The 22,767-nt window shown below is 67.9% G+C and carries 18 protein-coding genes; 9 read left to right on the top strand and 9 right to left on the bottom strand.

Translation table 11 applies throughout. The features are described from left to right. Positions 1-28 precede the first annotated feature (28 nt). Together ACRDU5_RS18005 and ACRDU5_RS18000 are read right to left on the bottom strand one after the other, a co-directional pair. Complete coding sequence (locus ACRDU5_RS18005; protein WP_526616053.1) at positions 29-1,945, bottom strand: linalool dehydratase/isomerase domain-containing protein; 1,917 nt, start codon at positions 1,943-1,945, stop codon at positions 29-31. Beyond that, positions 1,942-2,523: a TetR/AcrR family transcriptional regulator gene (locus ACRDU5_RS18000; protein ID WP_526616051.1), complete on the bottom strand. Its 582-nt coding sequence runs from the start codon at positions 2,521-2,523 to the stop codon at positions 1,942-1,944. The genes ACRDU5_RS18005 and ACRDU5_RS18000 overlap by 4 nt, the downstream gene beginning before the upstream one ends. 55 nt (positions 2,524-2,578) lie before the next feature. On the opposite strand from ACRDU5_RS18000, the gene ACRDU5_RS17995 reads away from it, so the two are divergent. From ACRDU5_RS17995 to ACRDU5_RS17955, 9 genes are all read left to right on the top strand, one after another. After that, positions 2,579-2,929, top strand: a complete 351-nt coding sequence (locus tag ACRDU5_RS17995) for a DoxX family protein (protein ID WP_526616049.1) — start codon at positions 2,579-2,581, stop codon at positions 2,927-2,929. Positions 2,930-3,029: 100 nt separating this feature from the next. After that, entirely contained in the window at positions 3,030-4,727 is a 1,698-nt protein-coding gene (locus tag ACRDU5_RS17990) for an acyclic terpene utilization AtuA family protein (protein ID WP_526616048.1), read from the top strand. Beyond that, positions 4,724-5,875, top strand: coding sequence for an acyl-CoA dehydrogenase family protein (locus tag ACRDU5_RS17985; protein WP_526616047.1), 1,152 nt, complete (start codon positions 4,724-4,726; stop codon positions 5,873-5,875). Before ACRDU5_RS17990 ends, ACRDU5_RS17985 begins: the two co-directional genes overlap by 4 nt. Beyond that, on the top strand, positions 5,872-7,467 hold the full coding sequence (locus tag ACRDU5_RS17980) for an acyl-CoA carboxylase subunit beta (protein ID WP_526616046.1): 1,596 nt from the start codon (positions 5,872-5,874) through the stop codon (positions 7,465-7,467). The genes ACRDU5_RS17985 and ACRDU5_RS17980 overlap by 4 nt, the downstream gene beginning before the upstream one ends. 7 nt (positions 7,468-7,474) lie before the next feature. Next, positions 7,475-9,409 carry an acetyl/propionyl/methylcrotonyl-CoA carboxylase subunit alpha gene (locus ACRDU5_RS17975; protein WP_526616044.1) on the top strand — a complete coding sequence of 645 codons (1,935 nt, stop codon included), beginning with the start codon at positions 7,475-7,477 and terminating at the stop codon, positions 9,407-9,409. After that, the gene (locus ACRDU5_RS17970) at positions 9,406-10,572 is read left to right on the top strand and encodes an acyl-CoA dehydrogenase family protein (RefSeq protein WP_526616042.1); all 1,167 of its coding nucleotides are present in this window, start codon (positions 9,406-9,408) and stop codon (positions 10,570-10,572) included. The genes ACRDU5_RS17975 and ACRDU5_RS17970 overlap by 4 nt, the downstream gene beginning before the upstream one ends. Beyond that, positions 10,572-11,339, top strand: a complete 768-nt coding sequence (locus tag ACRDU5_RS17965; RefSeq protein WP_526616041.1) for an enoyl-CoA hydratase family protein — start codon at positions 10,572-10,574, stop codon at positions 11,337-11,339. The genes ACRDU5_RS17970 and ACRDU5_RS17965 overlap by 1 nt, the downstream gene beginning before the upstream one ends. 50 nt (positions 11,340-11,389) lie before the next feature. After that, entirely contained in the window at positions 11,390-12,151 is a 762-nt protein-coding gene (locus ACRDU5_RS17960) for an SDR family oxidoreductase (RefSeq protein ID WP_526616040.1), read from the top strand. Positions 12,152-12,194: 43 nt separating this feature from the next. Further along, entirely contained in the window at positions 12,195-12,776 is a 582-nt protein-coding gene (locus ACRDU5_RS17955) for a DUF1707 domain-containing protein (protein ID WP_526616039.1), read from the top strand. Here the strand turns inward: ACRDU5_RS17955 and ACRDU5_RS17950 are convergent. The 7 genes from ACRDU5_RS17950 to ACRDU5_RS17920 form a co-directional block, all read right to left on the bottom strand. Beyond that, positions 12,773-14,794: a vWA domain-containing protein gene (locus ACRDU5_RS17950; protein WP_526616038.1), complete on the bottom strand. Its 2,022-nt coding sequence runs from the start codon at positions 14,792-14,794 to the stop codon at positions 12,773-12,775. The genes ACRDU5_RS17955 and ACRDU5_RS17950 overlap by 4 nt on opposite strands. Then, on the bottom strand, positions 14,787-16,166 hold the full coding sequence (locus ACRDU5_RS17945) for a sigma 54-interacting transcriptional regulator (RefSeq protein WP_526616037.1): 1,380 nt from the start codon (positions 16,164-16,166) through the stop codon (positions 14,787-14,789). The genes ACRDU5_RS17950 and ACRDU5_RS17945 overlap by 8 nt, the downstream gene beginning before the upstream one ends. A gap of 143 nt (positions 16,167-16,309) precedes the next feature. After that, positions 16,310-17,884, bottom strand: a complete 1,575-nt coding sequence (gene purH / locus ACRDU5_RS17940) for a bifunctional phosphoribosylaminoimidazolecarboxamide formyltransferase/IMP cyclohydrolase (protein WP_526616035.1) — start codon at positions 17,882-17,884, stop codon at positions 16,310-16,312. Further along, complete coding sequence (gene purN / locus ACRDU5_RS17935; RefSeq protein ID WP_526616034.1) at positions 17,881-18,510, bottom strand: phosphoribosylglycinamide formyltransferase; 630 nt, start codon at positions 18,508-18,510, stop codon at positions 17,881-17,883. The genes purH and purN overlap by 4 nt, the downstream gene beginning before the upstream one ends. Positions 18,511-18,519: 9 nt before the next feature. Continuing rightward, positions 18,520-19,890, bottom strand: coding sequence for a cell division protein PerM (locus tag ACRDU5_RS17930; RefSeq protein ID WP_526616033.1), 1,371 nt, complete (start codon positions 19,888-19,890; stop codon positions 18,520-18,522). 54 nt (positions 19,891-19,944) lie between these two features. Continuing rightward, the gene (locus tag ACRDU5_RS17925) at positions 19,945-20,775 is read right to left on the bottom strand and encodes a DUF5336 domain-containing protein (protein WP_526616032.1); all 831 of its coding nucleotides are present in this window, start codon (positions 20,773-20,775) and stop codon (positions 19,945-19,947) included. 337 nt (positions 20,776-21,112) lie between these two features. Beyond that, complete coding sequence (locus tag ACRDU5_RS17920) at positions 21,113-22,744, bottom strand: potassium channel family protein (protein ID WP_526616031.1); 1,632 nt, start codon at positions 22,742-22,744, stop codon at positions 21,113-21,115. Positions 22,745-22,767 lie beyond the last annotated feature (23 nt).

The raw sequence follows: 22,767 nt of genomic DNA, 5'->3' as shown, positions 1-22,767 counted from the left end.
GTACACAACATGCCATTGTTCGTCTCCTCTAATCGGCGGTGATCACCAGCTCCAGACGCTTCTCGATATCGACCGTGACGGTGGCTTTTCCGGTGGCGTCCGCAGTCAGGCTGTCCGTGATGGCCCCGGGGGTGCGGTAACGGACGCGGGGCAGCAGGCGGTCGAGGTAGAGGTCGCGCCTACCGGGTGCGCTGCCCGGATATAGCACCAAATCGATGCGATCGTCGCGTGCGACCGCCTTTGCGACAAGGACTTCGGGATAGCCGACATCGGCGAGGCGGGGCCCGTGATCCCATGCGCGAGGGCGTGGGGATCGCAACATCTCTAGCCAGCCGTCGCGCCGGTTGAGCTGCGCCAGCGCTAGTTGAGCGTTACCTACCCGCGATACCCGCTCGTAGCAACCGACTCCGTTCTCTACGCGCCAGCCCAACGCCTCGCGGGCGGTGTCGATGACCTCGCGGTGAACGTCGTCGTCGCCGAACTCCCTGGACTGCGAGGCCAACGACATGAACAGGATGGCCAGCGACGCCTTCTTGCTGCCCCAGTCGCCGAGATACGTGGACCGCCCGCGCGCTCGGTCTCGTGCGAACGCTCGGGTCTCTACAAGCTCTCGCCGACTAACCCTCCAGATCCTCTCGCTGACGCCGGGAAGGAGCGGGCGCAGATAAAACCCGTGCTGTCCCGTCAGGTCGGTTCCGCGGAAGGGGACTGCTCGGAATCCGTAGCGATCGCAGAGCGCCACATGCAGGTCCCCGTCGGCGGCGGTGAACTCTTCGTCGAGCGAGCGCGCAAAGCGGGGAAGCAACCGTGCCGCCCGCTGACCGTTGTCGAGGACATCGCGATAGGCCAGGCCGAGCAGCCCGATGGTGTTGCAAATCGGGAACACGAAAGTCGGCTCACAGGCGAACAGCCCCAGCCGCGAGGTGCGGAAGTTGTCCTCAATGACATCCGACAATCCGGCGTGGTCGTATACGAATCGGCGGTCGTCGTCCCACGCAAATGTCAGTGCACCGGGCGCGTCATATCGGCGATCGGAGTTGAGCGCGGCGTAGGTGCCGACCATCAACTCCAGGTAGCCGGAGAACATGATGTTGTCTTTCCGGACCGGGTCGGCGTTGAGGTCGAGGTTGCCACCGAGGTTCTCACTGCGCCAATATCCCCAGATGCGCCGGTCACGCATGCGCTCGATGAGTCGGCGTTGACCCTCGGCGACATAGCCGGAAAATGCCGGCGTACGGGTGAATTGGCCGATCGCCAGGGCCCACTGCAGCCAGTTGAGTTGATATCGGACGCTGCGGGGATCTCGTTGCGCTTTCTCGGACCAGTCGTATACATCCCAGTCGTCCAACGGCTGTAGGGCATGATCGAGAACCCATCGCTGTAGTCGCAATTCGTCGAGCGTCGATTCGACAACGTGCGGATCGCCCGATGAGAAACAGGCGAAATCGATTCGCGCGGACTGGTTTTGAAGGTAGGCGTTGCGTTCCCGTCCGATCCTGCGGGCGCGGAGATACGCCATCCACTGCAGTGCTTCGATGATGGCGATTGACGCTGCGGCCACACACGGCGCGCCCCATGCGACCCATGTCCACGCGGTGTCGCCTGGCAGCAATGCTGCGACGACCACGGAGCCTAGGTAGAGCGCCGGCAGGCTGAGGTGATCGGCCATGACCCACATCCGGAAGATGGCGATCGCGGTTAGGGCGAGCACGATTAGGAAGAGCCACACGTTGCCGCGGTAGAGAACCCCGGCTCCGGGAAAGATCAGGCCTACGCCGACCGCCTTCAACGGCAGCGACAAGTCCAGCACCGACGGCGTGATTCCTATGGACCACAACCCCGCGACGATCGCCAGGCGCCTGCGGCGCTGCGCGCCGACTAGCTGACCGCGCGGCCCGCGCCCGATGGGTATGAGCGGCAGCTCCGCCGCGGCCGTTCGCGTCATTGCTGCTCCGTAGGCGTGAGTCGAGAGAGCCGCTGCTGAGCTTGCTGGAGCCGGTCGCCGTCAATTGCGAGCGCGGGGTCGAGCAGCGTCTGGAGCAGCAACCCATAGAACTGTGCGAGCGCCAGGCCGGCGGCGTCGAGTGCTGCTTGGTCTTTTCCGAGCTCAAGCAGGGCGGCAACGGCCGGGCGAGTCTTGCGGAAACCCTCGGCGAGTTGCTCTCGGACGAGGGCGTCGTGCGGCGCCTTGGCCACGGCGGCGAAGAAGGTTTGCGCGAGGCCGGTGTGACGTTGCCGGGTTTCCTCGATGATGACGTTTGCCCGACGAAAACGCTCCGCGGCCGTGGTTGACCGAAGATCGCCGAGCATGCGCTCGATCTCGGCGAGCCAACGGTCAAGGCCCTCGATGACCGCGGCCGTCACGAGATCGTCCTTCGAGCCGAAGTGATAGCCGATCGAGGCGAGGTTCGCGCCGGCCTCGTCGGCGATCGCGCGGGCGGTTACGCGCTCGGCCGGGAGCTGCTCCAAACAACGGATCGTGCCTTCGATCAGCTGGTCGTGGTTGCTTCGCTGCGGACTCATGCGCATCACTCCTGAGGGTTGCATTTCAATCTATACGAATGTATAGATTGATGCCATGTTCATCGCGTCGGTTCTCGTCTCGGCTCTTCTCGCCGCATTGATCTGCTATTCCGCCGCGCTCAAGCTCACGCACCGGCCCAACGTCGTGGAAGGTTATGTCCGCGCCGGGGTGCCCGAGAGCTGGCTCAACGGGCTGGCGGCCGTGCTTTTCATCGCCGCCGCCGGACTGCTCGTCGGCCAGTGGTGGTCGCCCATGGGCGTCTTGGTGGCGGCGGGATTGATCCTCTATTTCGCGCTTGCGGTCGGGTTCCATCTCCGTGCGAAAGACACCGCCAACCTTGCAACGCCTGTCGTGCTCATGCTCCTATCTGTCGCAGCACTGGCACTACGCGTGGCGTCGCTGTAGATGGCAGGCTCGAAGGCTAAGCCGATGGCTCCATGGCGCGAGACCGGAGGTACCGGTTAACCTACCGGTTGGTTGGCACATCGAGGCGATGGGAGGACGCGTGACGTCTGCGGTCCGCATCGGCAACTGCTCGGGCTTCTACGGCGACCGGCTGTCGGCGATGCGGGAAATGCTGACCGGCGGCGACCTGGACTATCTCACCGGCGACTATCTCGCCGAGCTGACCATGCTGATCCTGGCCCGCGACCGCGCCAAGTCGCCCGACCGCGGCTACGCGAAGACCTTTCTGACCCAGCTCGAGGAGTGCCTGGGCACCGCGCTCGACCAGGGTGTGCGGATCGTGGCCAACGCCGGCGGGCTGAATCCGGCGGGATTGGCCGGCGCGGTGCGGGCCCTGGCCGATCGGCTCGGTCTGTCCGTCAACGTCGCCCACGTCGAGGGCGATGACCTGGTGGATCGCGCCGAGGAATTCGGGTTCGGCAACCCGCTTGCGGCCAACGCCTACCTCGGCGCGTGGGGCATCGTCGACTGCCTCAACAACGGCGCCGACGTCGTGGTCACCGGTCGCGTCACCGACGCCTCCGTGATTGTCGGACCCGCAGCCGCCCATTTCGGTTGGGGCCGAACCGATTACGACCAGCTGGCGGGCGCGGTGGCCGCCGGCCACGTCATCGAGTGCGGTGCGCAGGCCACCGGCGGCAACTATTCGTTTTTCACCGAGATCGCCGACCTGACGCATCCCGGATTCCCGCTGGCCGAGATCAACGCGGACGGATCGTCGGTGATCACCAAGCACGCCGGAACCGGCGGGCTGGTCAGCGTCGACACCGTCACCGCCCAGCTGCTCTACGAGATCGGCGGTGCGCGTTATGCGAATCCTGATGTCACGCTGCGGGTCGACACCATCGAGCTGTCCGACGACGGGCCGGACCGGGTGCGGATCGGCGGCGCCAAGGGCGAGCCGCGACCGCCGACGCTGAAGGTGTCGCTGAACACGATCGGCGGGTTCCGCAACCAGATGACGTTTGTGCTGACCGGTCTGGACATCGACGCCAAGGCCGATCTGGTGCGGCGCCAGCTGGAAACTGGCCTGACCGTCAAGCCCGCCGAACTGGAATGGACGCTGGCGCGTACCGACCACTCTGACGCCGACACCGAGGAGGCCGCCAGCGCGCTGCTGCACTGCGTGGTCCGCGATCCCGACCCCGCCAATGTCGGCCGGCAATTCTCTTCGGCCGCTGTGGAACTGGCGCTGGCCAGCTATCCGGGCTTCACCAGCACCGCACCGCCGGGTGACGGTCAGGTGTACGGCGTGTTCACCGCGGGCTTCGTACCCGCCGACCAGGTGCCCCATGTGGCGGTGCACGCGGACGGCAGCCGGACCGAGATAGCACCGGCCGCCCAGACCCTCGAGCTGGCGGCGGTTCCGCCATTCGCGTTGCCGGAGCCGCTGCCGTTCGGCGAGACGCGGCGCGCGCCACTGGGTGTGATCGCGGGTGCACGCAGCGGCGACAAAGGCGGTAGCGCCAACGTCGGTCTGTGGGTGCGCACCGCCGAGCACTGGCGCTGGCTGGCACACGCGATGACGGTCGAGAAGCTGCGCGAATTGCTGCCCGAGACAGCCGATCTGCCGGTCACCCGCCATGTGCTGCCGAACCTGTGGGCGGTGAATTTCGTCATCGACGACATCCTCGGCCAGGGCGTGGCCTATCAGGCCCGGTTCGACCCGCAGGCCAAGGGCCTGGGCGAGTGGCTGCGCAGCCGGCACGTCGACATACCTGAAAGCTTCCTGACATGAGCATCTGGCACACACCCGAACGCGAAGAGCTGCGAAAGACGGTGCGCGCGTTCGCCGAACGCGAAGTGCTGCCGCACGTCGGCGAATGGGAGCACACCGGCTTGCTGCCGCGCGAGCTGCACCGCAAGGCCGGTGACGCCGGACTGCTGGGCGCCGGGCTGCCCGAGGCGGTGGGTGGTGGCGGCGGCGACGGCGCCGATTCGGTGATCATCTGCGAGGAGATGCATTACGCCGGGTCGCCCGGCGGGGTGTTTGCGTCGTTGTTCACCAGCGGTATCGCGGTGCCACACATGATCGCCTCCGGCGATGAGCGGCTCATCGACAAGTATGTGCGGCCCACGCTGCGCGGCGAGAAGATCGGATCGCTGGCGATCACCGAGCCGGGTGGCGGCTCCGACGTCGGGCACCTCACCACGCGCGCCACCCGCGACGGCGACGACTACATCGTCAACGGCGCCAAGACCTACATCACCTCCGGCGTACGCGCCGACTACGTCGTGACCGCCGCCCGCACCGGCGGCCCTGGCGCGGCCGGGGTTTCACTGGTCGTCGTCGAGAAGGACACACCGGGCTTCGAGGTCACCCGCAAGCTGGACAAGATGGGCTGGCGGTCGTCTGACACCGCCGAGCTGTCGTACACCGACGTCCGCGTTCCGGCGGCCAACCTCATCGGCGGCGAGAACAGCGGCTTCGCCCAGATCGCCGCGGCCTTTGTCTCCGAACGCGTCGGCCTTGCCACCCAGGCGTATTCCAGCGCACAACGCTGTCTGGACCTGACGGTGCAGTGGTGCCGCGACCGGGAAACCTTTGGCCGACCGTTGATCTCGCGGCAGTCGGTGCAGAGCACGCTCGCCGAAATGGCCCGCCGCGTCGACGTGGCCCGGGTGTACACCCGTCACATCGTGGAGCGTCAGCTCGCCGGGGACACGACGAACCTGATCCCGCACGTGTGCTTTGCCAAGAACACCGCCGTCGAGGCCGGCGAGTGGGTCGCCAACCAGGCGGTGCAGCTGTTCGGCGGCCTGGGATACATGGCCGAGTCCGAGATCGAACGCCAGTACCGGGACATGCGCATCCTCGGCATCGGTGGCGGAACGACCGAAATCCTCACCGCGCTGGCGGCGAAAACGCTGGGATACCAGTCATGACGGCGCTGCGATCCACTCTCGACCCGGCTTCGGCGGCCTACGCCGAGGCGGCCTCGGTGATGACCGAGAAGCTCGCCCAACTCGACGCCGAGCACGCCAAGGCGCTCGCGGGCGGTGGTGCCAAGTACGTCGAGCGTCACCACGCTCGCGGCAAGATGACGCCGCGGGAACGCATTGAGGCGCTGCTCGATCCGGACTCGCCCTTCCTGGAGCTGAGCCCGTTGGCGGCGTGGGGCACCGACTTCACCGTGGGTGCCAGCGTGGTGACGGGCATCGGCGCGGTCGAGGGCGTCGAGTGCCTGATCGTCGCCAACGACCCGACCGTCAAGGGCGGCACCAGTAACCCGTGGACGTTGAAGAAGACCTTGCGCGCCAACCAGATCGCGCTGGAGAACCGGCTGCCCGTGCTCACACTGGTGGAATCCGGCGGAGCGGACCTCCCCACCCAGAAGGAGATCTTCATCCCCGGCGGGCAGATGTTTCGCGACCTGACCCGGCTGTCCGCGGCGGGCATTCCCACCATCGCGCTGGTATTCGGCAACTCCACCGCGGGCGGGGCATACATCCCCGGCATGTCCGATCACGTGGTGATGATCAAGGAGCGCTCCAAGGTGTTCCTGGCAGGTCCGCCGCTAGTCAAGATGGCCACCGGCGAGGAGTCCGACGACGAGTCGCTCGGCGGTGCCGAAATGCATGCCCGCACTTCGGGTCTGGCGGATTACTTCGCGATCGACGAGCTTGACGCGATCCGGATCGGGCGCCGCATCGTGGCGCGGCTGAACTGGCACAAGCAGGGGCCCGGGCCCGGCCCGGTGACCGAGCCGCTGTTCGATGCCGAGGAACTCGTCGGCATCGTGCCCGCCGATCTCCGCATCCCGTTCGACCCGCACGACATCATCGCCCGCATCGTCGACGGCTCGGAGTTCGACGAGTTCAAGCCGCTCTACGGCGGCTCGCTGGTGACCGGCTGGGCGACGCTGTACGGCTTCCCAATCGGCATCCTCGCCAACGCCCGCGGCGTGCTGTTCAGCGAGGAGTCGCAGAAGGCGACCCAGTTCATCCAGCTCGCGAACCGCGCGGACACGCCATTGCTGTTCCTGCACAACACCACCGGGTACATGGTCGGCAAGCAGTACGAGGAAGGCGGGATGATCAAGCACGGCTCGATGATGATCAACGCCGTGTCCAATTCCACCGTGCCGCACATCTCGCTGTTGATCGGTGCGTCCTACGGCGCGGGCCACTACGGCATGTGCGGACGGGCATACGACCCCCGGTTCCTGTTCGCCTGGCCCAGCACCAAGTCCGCCGTGATGGGCGGCGCGCAGTTGGCCGGCGTGCTATCCATCGTCAGCCGCGCGGCCGCCGAGGCGCGCGGCCAGCAGTTCGACGAGGAGGCCGACGCCGCCCTGCGCAGTGCGGTCGAGGCGCAGATCGAGGCGGAGTCGCTGCCGATGTTCCTGTCCGGCCGGCTCTACGACGACGGGGTGATCGACCCGCGTGACACCCGCACCGTGCTGGGAATGTGCTTGTCCGCCATCACGAATGCGCCAGTGCGAGGCACGTCCAACTTCGGCGTCTTCCGGATGTGAGTTGAAGATGATCAGTCGAGTTCTGGTGGCCAACCGCGGTGAGATCGCGCGGCGGGTGTTCGCCACCTGCCGTCGACTCGGGATCGGCACGGTCGCGGTATACACCGACCCGGATGCCGGCTCGCCACACGTCGCCGAGGCCGACGCCCGCGTCCGGCTCGAGGGGCGAGACGGCTATCTGGACGCCGAACAGCTGATCGCGGCGGCGCGCGCAGCCGGTGCCGACGCCATCCACCCGGGTTACGGATTCCTCTCGGAGAACCCGGAATTCGCGTCGGCCGTGCAGGATGCCGGGTTGACGTGGATCGGGCCGCCGGTGGAAGCGGTCGCCGCAATGGGCTCCAAGATCGAAGCCAAGAAGATGATGGCCGCAGCGGGCGTGCCGGTGCTCGACGAGCTCGATCCCGATTCCATCACCGCCGAGGCGCTGCCGGTGCTGATCAAGGCGTCCGCGGGTGGCGGCGGCCGCGGCATGCGGGTGGTGCGCGAATTGGCCGCGCTGCCGGGCGAAGTGGCGGCGGCCCGCCGCGAGGCGCAGTCGGCGTTCGGCGATCCCACGGTGTTCTGCGAGTGCTACCTGGCGACCGGCCACCACGTTGAGGTCCAGGTGCTCGCCGACCAGCACGGCACGGTGTGGGCCGTCGGCGAACGCGAATGCTCCATCCAGCGCCGCCACCAGAAGATCATCGAAGAAGCCCCGTCCCCGCTCGTCGAGCGCACACCGGGCATGCGCGCCAAGCTGTTCGACGCGGCCCGGCTGGCCGCGGGCGCGATCGGCTACACCGGCGCCGGCACCGTCGAGTTCATGGCCGACCATAATGGCGACTTCTTCTTCCTGGAGATGAACACCCGGCTGCAGGTCGAGCATCCCGTCACCGAGGCGACCACCGGTCTCGACCTGGTGGAGCTGCAACTGCAGGTGGCCGCGGGTGGTGAACTCGACGCCGAACCGCCGCCGTCGCGGGGCCATTCGATCGAGGCACGGCTCTACGCCGAGGACCCGGCCAAGGGCTGGCAGCCGCAAGCGGGCACCGTGCACCGTTTCGACGTGCCCGGTGATATCCGCGTCGACTCCGGAATCGTCAACGGCTCATCGGTATCGGTGTTCTACGACCCGATGCTGGCCAAGGTGATCTCGTACGCTCCTACGCGCCGTCAGGCCGCCGGCGTACTGGCCGATGCGCTGGCCCGCGCCCGCATACACGGGATGCGCACCAACCGCGACCTGCTCGTCAACGTGCTGCGCCATCCGGCCTTCCTCGACGGCGCCACCGACACCGCATTCTTCGACACCCACGGCCTGACCGAACTCGCCGCTCCGCTGAGCGATCCGGCCGCGGTCCGGCTGTCGGCGCTGGCCGCCGCGCTCGCCGACGCCGCGCAGAATCGCCGCGCCGCAACGGTGTTTGCCGCCGCTCCGAGCGGATGGCGCAATCTTGCATCGGTCTTCCAGGCGAAGCGGTACGGCGACGGTGCCGGCGAGCACCACGACATCCGGTACCGGTTCGGCCGCAACGGAATAGAGCTGCCCGACCACGACGGTGTGACGCTGGTCTCCGCAACGCCCGAGGATGTCGTGCTGGCCGTCGACGGGGTGGACCGCCCGTTCGAGGTGGCCCGCTACGGCGATGAGGTCTTCGTCGATTCTCCGCTGGGTCCGGTGGCGCTCACGGCGCTGCCGCGGTTCCCCGATCCCGACGCGACCGTCGCGCTGGGTTCGCTGCTGGCGCCGATGCCCGGATCCGTTGTGCGGGTTGGCGCCGCGGTCGGCGACGCGGTGTCCGCTGGGCAGCCGCTGATCTGGCTGGAGGCCATGAAGATGGAACACACCCTGACCGCGCCCAGCGACGGCGTGCTTGCCGAACTCAATGTCGAGCCCGGCCAGCAGGTCGACGTCGGTGCCGTGCTTGCCCGTGTGGACGACCCCGGAGGAGAACAATGAGCTATATCGAGACCGAAGAACAGCAGGCGCTGCGCAAGGCGGTCGCCGCGATGGCCGCCAACTACGGCCAGGACTACTACCTGGAGAAGGCCCGCGCCGGCGAGCACACCGACGAATTGTGGGAAGAGGCAGGCAAACTCGGCTTCGTCGGGGTCAACCTGCCCGAGGAGTACGGCGGCGGCGGAGCCGGCATGTATGAGCTGTCGCTGGTGATGGAGGAGATGGCGGCTAGCGGGTGCGCGCTACTACTGATGGTGGTCTCTCCCGCCATCAACGGAACCATCATCGCCAAGTTCGGCACCGAGGATCAGAAGAAGCGCTGGCTGCCCGGCATTGCCGACGGCTCCATCACCATGGCGTTCGCCATCACCGAACCCGACGCCGGGTCGAACTCTCACCGCATCACCACCACCGCCCGCCGAGAGGGCGGCGACTGGATCCTCAATGGCCAGAAGGTGTTCATCTCGGGCATCGACCAGGCCCAGGCGGTGCTCATCGTCGGCCGCACCCAATCCGGCACAGGGGCGAAGTCCGAATCCCTTCGGCCCGCGCTATTTGTGGTGCCGACCGATACGCCGGGCTTGAGCTGGACCAAGATCGAGATGGAACTGGTCAGCCCGGAAAGCCAGTTCCAGGTGTTCATCGACGACGTGCGCTTGCCCTACGACGCCTTGGTGGGCTCGGAGGACGCCGCCATCGCCCAGCTGTTCGCCGGGCTGAACCCGGAGCGCATCATGGGCGCGGCCAGCGCGGTGGGGATGGGCCGCTTCGCGATCGGCAAGGCGGTCGACTACGTCAAGACCCGCAAGGTGTGGAAGACGCCGATCGGCGCACACCAGGGTTTGTCACATCCGTTGGCGCAGAACCACATCGAGATCGAACTCGCCAAGCTGATGATGCAGAAGGCGGCGACGCTCTACGACGGCGGCGACGACGTGGGTGCGGCCGAAGCGGCGAACATGGCCAAGTACGCCGCGGCCGAGGCTTCGGTGCGGGCGGTCGACCAGGCCGTGCAGTCGCTGGGCGGCAACGGGCTGACCAAGGAGTACGGCATCGCCGCGGCGGTGACCGCGTCGAAGTTGGCCCGAATCGCGCCGGTCAGCCGCGAGATGGTGCTCAACTTCGTCGCGCAGACCTCACTGGGTCTGCCACGCTCGTACTGATGAGCACTCTCGTCCACTACACCGTCGAGGGCAGCGTCGCCCGGCTGACACTTGATTCGCCGGAAAACCGCAACGCGCTGTCCAGCAAGCTGGTCGACCAGCTGCATCAGGGCCTCACCGACGCCACCGAAGAGTCCGGGGTACGAACCGTTGTCCTCACTCACACCGGCGGAACGTTCTGCGCGGGAGCAGATCTCGCGGAGGCCGCCGGACGCGATCTGGGTGACGTGGCCGTCGACCGCGCAGGCGAACTGACCCGCCTGCTGCGCCGCATCCTTGAGTTGCCGATGCCGGTCGTCGGCGCAATCGACGGCCATGTCCGCGCCGGGGGCCTCGGCCTGGTCGGCGCGTGCGACATCGTCGTCGCCGGGCGCAGCAGCACGTTCGCGCTGACCGAGGCGCGGATCGGGGTGGCGCCGTCGATCATCTCCCTGACGCTGCTGCCGAAGATGTCGGCGCGCGCCGCCGGCCGCTATTTCGTGACCGGGGAGAAGTTCGGCGCAGACGAGGCGGCGGCAATCGGTCTGGTGACGTTCGCGACCGACGACGTCGCCGCGTCGGTCGCCGAGATCACCGCGGAGCTGAGCAAGGGCTCGCCGCAGGGGCTCGCGGCATCGAAGGCCGCGACCACGGCGGCCATCCTGGAGGGATTCGACCGTCGCGCGGAGGAACTGACCGAAGAGTCGGCCCGGTTGTTCCTCTCCGAGGAAGCCCGCGAAGGGATGCTGGCCTTTCTGCAGAAGCGTCCGCCGAACTGGGTGAACTGAGCGGCAGGTACCCGTTTTTCTTTGCGCCCGTCGAAACCTAGTGTGGGCTCATGGCAACGAGCGTGCTGATCACCGGGGCGACTGGCACACTCGGGCACCGGGTGGTGCCCGAGGCCACCGAAGCCGGCCATCGGGTGCGGGCGCTGAGCAGGCGGCATCACGTCGGCTACACCGGCATCCATTGGCAGCAGGGTGACCTGCTCACCGGCGACGGCATCGACGCGGCCGTCGACGGTGTGGACGTGATCGTGCACTGCGCGACGCAGGGCACCCGCGGCAAGGACGTGGTGTCCGCCCACAACCTCATCGACGCGGCGCGCCGCGCGGGTGTCGCGAACATCATCTACGTGTCGATCGTCGGCATCGATCGCATCCCGCTGCCCTACTACAAGGCCAAGTTGCGCGTCGAGCAAGCGTTGGCCGCGTCCGGCCTCGGCCACACGGTGGTGCGGGTTGCGCAGTTCCACGATCTGGTCGAGACCATGTTCTCCATCCAGCGATTCTTTCCGCTGTTGATGGCGATTCGCGGCGTGCGCTTCCAGCCGATCGACACCCGGGATGTGGCGACCCACCTGGTTTCTCTTGTCGACGCCGGCCCGGCGGGTCGGGTGGCCGACATCGGCGGTCCCGTTGAACACGAGCACACCGAGCTCGGGCGAATGTATCTGGCCGCACGCGACAGCCGCCGCAGAGTGGTCTCCCTTCCGGTTCCCGGCGGCATCGTCGCAGGCCTGAGGTCGGGAGCCAACCTGGTCCCAGAGAACCCGGTCGGAACGACCACCTTCGAGCAGTACCTCGCGCAAACTCGGTGACTCGCCTGTGCTTCTTCGCAGCTTCGTCGTAGGCTCGATGGTGATGAGCACTCCGGCGTCGCGGAACAGGTCAGAGCCGGCTGCGGACACCGATCGCATGCAGATCGCGCAGCTGCTGTCCGACGCTGCCGCCCAGGGTCGCCTCCAGATGGGCGAGTATGAGGACCGCCTGACCAGGGCATACGCGGCCAAGACCTATAACGAACTGGCACGTCTGAGTGCCGATCTGCCCGGTGCGCTGACCACCGAGCGAAGAAGTGGCCCGTGCCGCCCGGCGCCGTCGACGCTGCTCTTGGCGATTTTGAGCGGATTCGAGCGTCGCGGCCGGTGGAACGTGCCGAAGCGGCTGACCACCTTCGCCCTGTGGGGCGGCGGCGTGGTGGACCTGCGCTACGCCGACTTCACCACGCCGCAGGTGGAGATCCACACCTACTCGATCATGGGCGGGCAGACGATCCTGGTGCCACCCGAGGTGAACGTGGATCTTCGTGGTCACGGAGTGATGGGCACGTTCGACCAGAGCGTGACCGGCGAGGGTTCGCCGGGTGCTCCGTACGTCAAGATTTGCGGCTTCTCGCTGTGGGGCAAAGTCGCCGTCAAGCGCAAGAAGCGCAAATCCGCCTAACGGCGTCGCCGCGAGCGCAGATAGTCGCCGACCACCGCGGCACCGAGTCCGTCCAGATCGGGCACCACGACCCGGCCCTCGACCCGCCGCGCGACCTGGTCGATGAACCGGGCGAGGCCGGGGTCGCTGCCGAGCCGGAAGATGGTGACCTGCGCACCCAATCGGGCGACATCGTCGAAGCCGCGCACGGTGTGGGCGATCGTCCGCGGGTGTGGCGGGTAGTCGAAGAACACACCCGGCGGCCGAGCCGCCGAATCGGGCCCAGCGCCGTCTCCATATCCCTCCAGGTGCGCGGTGGGTTCGCCGTCGGTGACGACGAGCACGACGGGCTGCGCATCGGGATGGCGGCTCAGATGCCGCCCGGCCAGGGCGAGCGCATGGTGCAGGTTGGTGCCCTGCTCGTAGACGCCCTCAAGTCCGGTCAGCTCGGCGGCGGTCACCGTCCGGGCGTAGCGGCCAAATGCGATGATCTGCAACGCATCCGAACGGAAGCGCGTGCTGACAAGATGGTTGAGTGCCAGCGCGGTGCGTTTCATCGGCAGCCAGCGGTTCTCCATCACCATCGAGAACGAGGTGTCCACCAGCAGTGCCACCGCGGCCTGCGAGCGGGTCTCGGTCTCGGAAACCTCGACGTCGTCGACGGTGATCGCGATGCGCGCGCCGGCGCCGTCGGCCACGCCGGCCCCGGAGCCGGCTTGCCGCAGCACGGCGTTGGTCAACGTACGGGTGACGTTCCAGGGCTCGGTGTCGCCGAACTGCCACGGCCGTGTCGCGCCGGTCAGTTCACCGGCGGCCCCGGCCCGCCGGGTGTCGCGTTCACCGTGCCGGCTCGACAGCTGCTCCGCCACATCGCGCAACGCGGCCTGCCCGAGCTGGCGCATGGCCTTCGGCGACAGCCGCCACCGCCCGTCGGAGCCGCGGTCCATAAAGCCCTGGTTGACCAGCGCCCGCTCCAGCTCGGCCAGCGTGCGCGCATCGACCGCCGCCTCCTCTCCGAGCTGGCGAGCCAACGCATCGAGGTCGACGTCGTCCATCGTCGCGCCCGCGTAGCTCTGCGACAACGCCTCGGCAAGCTGTTCGAGTTCGGCGATGTCGGAAAGCGCCTGGGTGCCTTGGCCCATGCCCATCGGGTTGTCGCCGGAGAACTGTGACGAGCCGGTCCAGTCCTCGCCCGGCCGGGCCGACTGCAGGTGCGCATCGAGCCGGTTGAGCGCGTTCATCAACGTCGGCGAGCCGAATGCCTGCTGCGCCAACGCATCCAGCTCGGCGCGTTGGTCGGGCGACAGGCTGTTGCGGAATCGCTGCGCGGCGGCCGCGCGCTGCGCCAGCGAGTCCAGCAGTTCCTCCACGTTGCGCGGGTTCTCCGGAAAGAACTCGCCGTGCTTTTGCATGAACTCATCAAAGTCCTGCTGCGTGTCCTCGCCGCGAGAATGCTTGTCCAGCAAGTCATTCAGGTCGTCCAGCATTTCGTTGACCCGCTGGCGGTCCTCGTCGGTGGCGTTCTCCAATGCCTGCTTCATCCCGGCGAACCGTTGATCGAGCATCTCTCGGCCGAGCAGATCCTTGATCTGCTCGTACTTTTCGCGCGCCTCGGCGCTGCGCCACTCGTAGTCGGACAGTTCCTGCACGGCCTTCGCCGGCGACGGCGGCAGCGACTCGATCCGCATCTCCTGGAACCGGGCGTCGTCGTCGAGCGCGCGGGCCAGTTCCTTGCGTTCGGCCAGCACCGCCTCGTCGAGCAGCCTCTTGACCTCCTGCAGGGTGCCGTCGAGGTTGTTGCGCTGCAACAATTCCCGGCGACGCCGGTTCGCCTCGGCGGCCAGCTTGTCGGCACCGCGCATGTTCTGGGTGCCGCGCCGCAGCAGCTCGGACAGAGCGCGGCGCGGTGAGCTGCCCTCCATCACGTCCTGCCCGATCGCCTCCAGCGCCTCGCGCAGATCAACCGGCGGCGCCAGCGGATCGGGCCCGCCGGTGTAGGCGGAGTACCGCGACGCCCGCGCATGCCGGTGTTTAGCCATAAACCGTCTCGCCTTCGCCGGACACCTTGTCGATCCGCTTGGCCAGATAAAGCGCCTCGAGCGCCAGTTCGACTGCGGCGGCGCGCTGGCCGTCGGACGCAGCGTCGAGACGCTCTTGGACCTTGGCGATCGCGGGCACTTCGGGTACCGCCGCCAGCACGTCCCTCGCCGACACCCGATCACCGGTGGTGACGGCCGAACCGCCCTCGATCGCGATCACCAGCGGTCCGACGTCGATGCCCCCGAGCAACCGCTGCGCGGTGTCGGCGGTTGCCCGCCGCAGCAGGTGCTCGAGCACCGCCTGCTCGCGGCCCTCCTCGCCGGACTCGAATTCCAGCTTGCCGCGCAAGACGTCGATCACCGTGCCGAGGTCGACCACCCGGGCCACCGGATCCTGTTCGCCGAGCACGGCGGAGCGGTGCCGCGCGGCGGCGGCCACCGTCTCGGCCCCCGCGATCGCAAACCGTGCCGACACCCCCGATCGCTGGTCGACGGAATTCGACTCGCGCAGATTCCGGGCGAACCGGGCGAGGATCTGCAACAGGTACTCGGGCATTTCCGCAGCCAGGTGCGCCTCCTGGTGGATGACGCCGACCTCGGCGTCGAGTTCCAGCGGGTAGTGCGTGCGGATCTCGGCCCCGAACCGGTCCTTGAGCGGGGTGATGATGCGGCCGCGATTGGTGTAGTCCTCGGGGTTGGCGCTGGCGACAACGACCACGTCCAGCGGCAGCCGCAGCGTGTAGCCGCGCACCTGGATGTCGCGCTCCTCCATCACGTTGAGCATCGACACCTGGATGCGTTCGGCAAGGTCGGGCAGCTCGTTGACCGCGACGATGCCGCGATGGGCCCGTGGGATCAGGCCGTAGGCAATGGTTTCCGGGTCGCCGAGGCTGCGCCCCTCGGCCACCTTGATCGGGTCGATGTCGCCGACCAGGTCGGCCACGCTGGTGTCCGGGGTGGCCAGCTTCTCGGTGTACCGCTCGCTGCGGTGCCGCCACGCCACCGGCAGGGCGTCACCCATCTCGGCGGCGCGCCGGATCGAGCCCGGCGTGATCGGGGTGTACGGGTGCTCGCCCAGCTCAGAACCCGCGATCACCGGTGTCCAGCGGTCGAGCAAGCCGGACAGTGCGCGCAGCAGCCGGGTCTTGCCCTGACCGCGTTCACCGAGCAGAACCACATCGTGGCCCGCGATCAGCGCCCGCTCGAGCCGGGGCAACACGGTGTCCTCGAAGCCCAGGATGCCCGGCCACATGTCGCGGCCCTCGGCCAGCGCGGCCAGCAAGTTCTCCCGTATTTCCTGCTTGACTCCCCGCTCGCGATGGCCGGAGGCTCGTAGCTCGCCGACGGTCCGGGGCAGATCCTTAGATGGCATCACTACTCCACGCTACGACGGCTGTCCAAACGTGCCACTCGGCCCCTCCCGCGAGCTCGGCCCCACGCGCAGGCTGGGGAACGCAAAGTCGGATGAATTGCGGCGTGTCGCGTGCGTGTCCACGTCTTCTCGCGGGAGGAAAGTCAGTGCGCGAAATGGCGGGCCCCGGTGACGTAGAGCGTGACGCCCGCCTCGGCTGCGGCTTCGGTGACGACGTCGTCGCGCATCGACCCGCCGGGATGCACGATCGCCTTCACCCCCGCGTTGGTCAGCGTCTCCAACCCGTCCGGGAACGGGAAGAACGCGTCGGACGCGGCCACCGCGCCGCGCACCCGCTCCCCGGCGCGTTCCACCGCCAGCCGCGCCGCGTCGACGCGGTTCACCTGGCCCATCCCGACACCGACGGTGGCGCCGTCCGCGGCGATGACGATCGCGTTCGACTTCACCGCGCGGCAGGCCCGCCACGCAAAGGTGAGATCGGCCAGAGTTGCGGGGTCGGCGGGCGAGCCGGTGGCCGGCGTCCAGTTGACCGGATCGTCACCGGGTGTGTCGAGGGCGTCGCGCTGTTGCAACAGTAGGCCGCCGCTGATCTGGCGGGCCTCAATCCCACCCGACATGGGTTCTGACGCCAGCAACACGCGGATATTCTTTTTGCGCGCAAGAACTTCCACCGCGCCGTTCTCGTAGGCCGGCGCGATGATGACCTCGGTGAAGATGTCGGCGACGGTCTCGGCCATCTCGACGCTCACCTCGATGTTGGCTGCGATGACGCCGCCGAACGCGCTCAGCGGGTCACACTCATGCGCCTTGCGGTGCGCATCGGCGACCGACACCGACGAGATCGCGATGCCACACGGATTGGCGTGCTTGATGATGGCCACGCAGGTCTGCTCGTGGTCGAAGGCGGCCCGCCACGCGGTGTCGGCGTCGGTGAAGTTGTTGTAGGACATCTCTTTTCCGTGCAGCTGCTCGGCCTGCGCCAGGCCGGGCCACGCCGAGTCGCCGCTGTAGAGGGCCGCCTGCTGATGCGGGTTCTCGCCGTAACGCAGCACACCGGTACGCCGCCACGTCCCGCCGAGCCAGGGAGGTAAGGACGCCGCCGCAGAGTCTTCTCCGGGAGCCAGCGTCTCCCCCATCCAGCTCGCCACCGCCACGTCGTATTCAGCGGTATGACGAAAAGCCAACGACGCCAGGATCTTCCGCTCCGCAAGCGTGAACCCGCCGGTTCGAACCGCCGCCAGCACGCCGTCGTAGCCGAGCGGATCGACCACCACCGCCACGCTGGGGTGGTTCTTGGCCGCGGCGCGAACCATCGACGGGCCGCCGATATCGATCTGTTCCACGCACTCGTCGACATCGGCGCCGGAGTCGACCGTCTCGGTGAAGGGATAGAGGTTCACCACCACGAGATCGAATGCCGCGATGCCGAGTTTCTCCAGTGCCGCCGCGTGCTCGGGCTTGCGCAGATCGGCCAGCAGCCCGGCGTGCACATGCGGGTGCAGGGTCTTGACCCGGCCGTCGAGAACCTCGGGGAACCCAGTGACGTCCTCCACCGGCGTAACCGGAACATCCGCGCCCGCAATGGTTTTGGCCGTAGAGCCGGTTGAGACGATGTCCACCCCGGCCTCATGCAGGCCCCGGGCCAGCTCGGGCAGACCCGTCTTGTCGTACACGCTGATCAATGCGCGCCGGATCGGCCGCCGCCCGTCGCCAGTCATCCTATGGTCGCCTTTCGTCCGATCCAGGTCACCCCGCCGGTCGCCAGCGCGGAAAGGACATCCACCAGCAGGCGCCGTTCGACGACTTTGATTCGCTCGTGCAGGGTGGCTTCGTCATCGCCGTCGAGCACCGGGACGGGCTGCTGGGCCAGAATCGGACCGGTGTCGGTCCCGGAGTCCACCAGGTGCACGGTGCATCCGGTGACCTTCACACCGTGCTCCAGCGTCTCGGCCACCGCGTGCGCACCGGGGAAGGATGGCAGCAGTGCCGGATGAGTGTTCACCACGCGTCCGGGAAACCGTGAAAGAAACTGCGGGCCGAGAATTTTCATAAAGCCCGCGGATACCACCAGGTCGGGTTCGTGTGCCGCAGTGGCGTCGGTCATGGCGGCATCCCAGGCGTCACGGTCGGGATAGTCCGCCAGCCGCACCTGGTAGCACGGCACCGATGCGGCGGCCGCGATGCCGACCGCCGCGCAGTCGCGGTCCACGCCGACCGCCACCACCCGCGCGGGGTAGTCGCCGACCGCCGACTCGAGCAGGGACTGCAACAGTGAACCCGTGCCGGACGCCAGCACCACCACCCGCGCCGGTGCGCTCGGGGGCACAGGGAGCGGTTGCTGCACGCGCTGAGCCTAATCGTCGGTTCGGCGTGTCTCGTCGCCGGTCGGGCCCGGCGTGCCGTCGTGGTCGTCGAGGTCGATCAGGTCTTCCGGGTCGGGCAGGTCGTCCGTGCCGGGCGGGATGTCCTGGTCGGGCGGCGCCTCGACATCGACCGCCGGCGCGGGTTCGGGTTCCGGTTCGGTATCGAGCGCGGGTTCGGGCTCCAGGACCGGTTTGGGCGCCCTGGGCGGCCGGGCGATGCCGCCCGCCATAGCGACGGTAAGCCCGCCGATCCCGACGAACCAGAGGAAGACCGCGGGTCCGAAGGTGGCCTGGTCCACGCCGACGTGGCCGAAGTTGCCCAGCTGGCCACCGCCGGCGTAGCCGAGCAGCGCCATGGTCACGGCGGCGAGCGCCGATGCGATGACCAGCTTGCCCAGCGCGGGCCACAGCGCCAGCGCCCGGCGGGCGCACTGTTGGCCGACCGCCACAGCCGAGGCCGCCGCGACGATCAGCAGCGCCACCCACACCGGGCCAAGTGGTGGCGTCGGCACGGCCGCCAGCACCGGCAATGCAGGGATATCACCGCCGAACACGGTGAACGAACTGAATGTCGCCAGCCCGACGTGCGCGCTGGACCCGACCGCAACCGCCGACGTCCCGACGACGACGTTGGGCAGATAGAGCACCGACAACACCGTCAGGCTGAACTGGCCGAACACCGAGTCGGTGATCGTGTACAGCTCGTGCATGGTCGACCAGTGCACCACCAGCGACAGGGCCGTCAGCACGCCGGACAACCCCACCAGCGCCAGCACCCCGACCACCGCGGCCCGTCCGGCATCGGCGGTCCACTCGGGCAGCCCGGTTGCGGCCAACGCGCGCCTGCCCACCCGCGACCCGACCCCGATCGCGGCCCCGATGGCGTGCACGCCCAGCACGCCGGCGAACGCGCGCAGCGCATTGGGCGTCTGCAATTCGGTGAGCACCGAGGCGGCGTCGTGGACGACGGCCAGCGAGATGGCGGCGATCAGCAGGGGGCCGCCCAGCGCCGAGGCGACGATCCAGCGGATGACGAACCAGGACGCCCCCGGCGACGTGGCGGCGGCCGTCGTCCGCGCCGTCCCCCACACCATCGCCAGCACCGGCAGCAGCGGCATCACGCCGAGCTCGCGGCCGCCGATCGACACCGGCACCTGGTGCACACCCAGCCACATGCTGGCGATCGCGCCGAGCGCGCCCGTCATGTCGCTGTTGGCGATGAGCAGCTGCAGCAGCGTCACCGCGGCAATGATGACCAGCGCCACCAGGGACGGCCCGAATGCAACCCGCAGCAGCTCACGAGCCTGGTGACTGCCGGCCGGCCTGGGGGCACCACCCGTGTGCGGGGGCTTCTCCACCACTAGCGGTATCGCTCGTCACTCACGCGCGCGGCCTTCACGCACGCGAGGCCCTGATTACGACGGCGCGGGGCCGGACTGAGGCGACGAAGAAGACGCATTCGGTTGCGCCGGAACCTGGCTGGTGGGGGCCGACGAGCTGGACGGCTGCGGCTGACCGTAGGTCGGGAATCCGGTGGGCGGCGTCGGCGGGCCACCCTGGGGTCCGGCCGCGGTGAACCCGCCGGAGGCCGGTCCGCCCGGATAACCGCCGTACTGCGACGGGTACCCCGGGCGCTGTTGCGGAGCGCCGCCCTGAGGCAGCCCGTGCTGCTGGCCGTAGTACCCGCCGTACTGGCCGTACTGCTGCTGCTCGTACTTCGGCCGCGGCGCGGGCGGCGTGATGATCCCGGCGTCGAGGAGCAGCGCACCGACCGCGGTCAGCGCCTGCAGCAGGGTGAACACGATGACGAGGTAGAGCGCCCAGTCGATGGTGACACCCTCCGGCTTGTTGATCACCTCCGCGACCACCAGCAGAAAGGCGAGGACGGAGACCGCCGCGACAACCCCGGTGAAGGACGGCTGCTTGGGGAGCAGGCTGGCCCCGGCGAGCAGCGCGGCCAGCAGCGACGCCACCACGGCGAGACCCAGACCCAGCGACGTGCCGCTGGCGCTGCCCAGCTGCGGGAAGTCGGTGCTGCTGATGGTGAACATCGGCCCGAAGCTGGACAGGTAGACGGCCAGCCCGAGCGCCGCGACGGCGGCGAGCAGGTACACCGGCAGCTTGCTTGGACCCGCAGCGGCCTGGGGCGATTGTTCGACCTTGCCGAACTGCTGGGTGGGCTGGCTGAACTGGGTGGTCGGCTGCTGGCCGGGCGGGTATCCGGAGCTACCAGGCGGGTAGGTCATGACCTCTCCTGCATTTGTTGGGGCGCCGCTCCCCGCGACGCTGCGTCGGATCGCCGTTCACCGATTCGTGAAGTCGGACCGCGTGAGCGATTCGACCACCACGCTAGCGCACCCCGAGTCAGGCCGAAGCAGCACGGGAGCGTCGATCCCGCTCTCGCGACGAGGATGATGTCGACGTCCCGTTTGCCCTACACCGCAACGCGTTGCCAGCCCGATGCACGGCGTCACGGAAAGTCAGGTCGGCCGGATGCGATTCACCTGCAGCCCCACCGACGCGAGGATCGCCGGGATGGCCCTGACCGCATCGCGGTCGAGCTCTTTGTTCTCCTCGGTCAGTTCACTGAACAACTCGGCATAGCGCGCCGAGTTCTCCTCGGGAGATGCGTCTCTGCGCTCCTCCATGAAGCGCGCGTGCTCGTGCGCCGCGAGCTTGTCGATCTCCCCATCTCTGAACGCGAAAGCGGGTGGGTCCGGGCTCCAACTGCGCAACGGCCCGATCTCGCATCCGATCATGGCGAGCTTTACCGGGATATCGCGCCGCCAGGCGGTTCGACTCCTTCTTGGTCTCGGACAACTCGTCCCAGGACTTCGCTTGGTTACCCTTGCGCCGTTGTAGCTCGCAGTAGTGGCGATGGAAGGCCTGCGCCATCGTCTCGAATGATCCGCCGCGAACCAGTTCAACCGTGCAGCCGCGCTCAAGGGTCTGGAACACCGTCAGTCTCGACATCAACGCCGCGTTCTTGATGTCGTTCACCAACCGCGCCACCCCGTGCGCACGGGATAGTGCCACCACGATGCGCACATCGTCCGGTAGTTCATGCCGAAGCTTCAGCGCGGTTTCGAGCGCCTGCTCGTCGCGGTAAGCCGTGACATAAGCACAGGTCAACGGCGGCTTGTCGGCCAGACAGCCGGTCAGACCGTGGATGCCACCGGTCGAGGACACGCAGGTGAATTCGCAGACCCGCTCGAGATCCGGACACCGCGCTTTGAGATCTTCCAGGCGCGTGTCGCCGTCGTCGACCACGGTGACCTGCAGCCGAGCGGTCACCCCTGCCGGCCGCTTGTCGTGCCAATCGCGGGCCGCGTGCCAAACGAGCGCGAGTCCCAGCGGATCGAGATGAGCGATGAGGATGTGTGGGCGCCCGCAGTCGATGTCGAGGGGAGCGTTGTCCAGTATCAACCGTGCGCTGACATCGTCGATGTTGAAGAAATCGATCTTTACCGACCCCTGGGTGGATCTGGACTCCGCGATGCGGATCACTTGGCACAGTTCGGGATCGGAGATCAGGGCCAGGCAGTGCAAGGGCTTCATTATTTTGCGGTGCTGCGCAATCAACCGCGCGTTCGTGACGATCTCGGTGTTCACCGCGTCGTGCGGCGTCACTGCGAGGAGGCGAGCAGCCCGGCGCACCCCCGCGGCTTCCAGCGTCCGCTGCAGCTGCGCATCGCCGGTTATGACGGGGACTCGGAGTTCCCGACACAGCTGGATGTTCGGGTGCGCCGGGTCTGCCTCAACGACGACCACCCGCTCCGCCGCATCACGGAGGTTGCGCAGAAAAACGCTGCCCACGTAACCGAGACCGCAGATCACCACATGCCCACGCATGGCCGGAATACGCATCTGCTGCAACCGATCGCGAAACACCATTCCCAGCGCGCTGATGCCGGCCCAGCCGAATACGGCGGGGGCGAGGAATCGGGCGATGTCGAGCGTGATTGGCATGTCCGTGTCGTCCGGGGAGTTCAGCAGGAAGAGTTTCAGGCTTTGGTAGGCCAGATCCGACGGCCCGGGAGACTCCCGGTTCTCGGCATAGTGATTCCAGTAGTCATGCAGGCCGATCCAGCCGAGGACGAACGCGGCGAGTCCGGCCGCGCCGAGGATATGCCAGCGATAGCCGGACAGGACCCGGAGCAGCGCACGCCAGAGACGGCGCCTGTCGGCGCGCTTCGAAATCGGTCCATTTGTCAACGCCGATCGATCGTAATTTCATC

Source organism: Mycobacterium sp. (genome assembly GCF_050701515.1).
In the GTDB taxonomy this organism is placed as follows: Bacteria; Actinomycetota; Actinomycetes; order Mycobacteriales; family Mycobacteriaceae; genus Mycobacterium.
This window is presented reverse-complemented; position numbering and strand designations above follow the sequence as displayed.

Excerpts from the sequence above, each read along its gene's own strand:
- purH (WP_526616035.1), bottom strand. The coding sequence starts at position 17,884 with ATGACTGGCGACGGGCGGCGGCCGATCCGGCGCGCATTGATCAGCGTG.
- ACRDU5_RS17950 (WP_526616038.1), bottom strand. The coding sequence starts at position 14,794 with ATGGCTAAACACCGGCATGCGCGGGCGTCGCGGTACTCCGCCTACACC.
- ACRDU5_RS17985 (WP_526616047.1), top strand. The coding sequence starts at position 4,724 with ATGAGCATCTGGCACACACCCGAACGCGAAGAGCTGCGAAAGACGGTG.
- ACRDU5_RS17965 (WP_526616041.1), top strand. The coding sequence starts at position 10,572 with ATGAGCACTCTCGTCCACTACACCGTCGAGGGCAGCGTCGCCCGGCTG.
- ACRDU5_RS18005 (WP_526616053.1), bottom strand. The coding sequence starts at position 1,945 with ATGACGCGAACGGCCGCGGCGGAGCTGCCGCTCATACCCATCGGGCGC.
- ACRDU5_RS17955 (WP_526616039.1), top strand. The coding sequence starts at position 12,195 with ATGAGCACTCCGGCGTCGCGGAACAGGTCAGAGCCGGCTGCGGACACC.
- ACRDU5_RS18000 (WP_526616051.1), bottom strand. The coding sequence starts at position 2,523 with ATGAGTCCGCAGCGAAGCAACCACGACCAGCTGATCGAAGGCACGATC.
- ACRDU5_RS17975 (WP_526616044.1), top strand. The coding sequence starts at position 7,475 with ATGATCAGTCGAGTTCTGGTGGCCAACCGCGGTGAGATCGCGCGGCGG.
- ACRDU5_RS17960 (WP_526616040.1), top strand. The coding sequence starts at position 11,390 with ATGGCAACGAGCGTGCTGATCACCGGGGCGACTGGCACACTCGGGCAC.
- ACRDU5_RS17970 (WP_526616042.1), top strand. The coding sequence starts at position 9,406 with ATGAGCTATATCGAGACCGAAGAACAGCAGGCGCTGCGCAAGGCGGTC.
- ACRDU5_RS17945 (WP_526616037.1), bottom strand. The coding sequence starts at position 16,166 with ATGCCATCTAAGGATCTGCCCCGGACCGTCGGCGAGCTACGAGCCTCC.
- ACRDU5_RS17980 (WP_526616046.1), top strand. The coding sequence starts at position 5,872 with ATGACGGCGCTGCGATCCACTCTCGACCCGGCTTCGGCGGCCTACGCC.
- ACRDU5_RS17925 (WP_526616032.1), bottom strand. The coding sequence starts at position 20,775 with ATGACCTACCCGCCTGGTAGCTCCGGATACCCGCCCGGCCAGCAGCCG.
- ACRDU5_RS17995 (WP_526616049.1), top strand. The coding sequence starts at position 2,579 with ATGTTCATCGCGTCGGTTCTCGTCTCGGCTCTTCTCGCCGCATTGATC.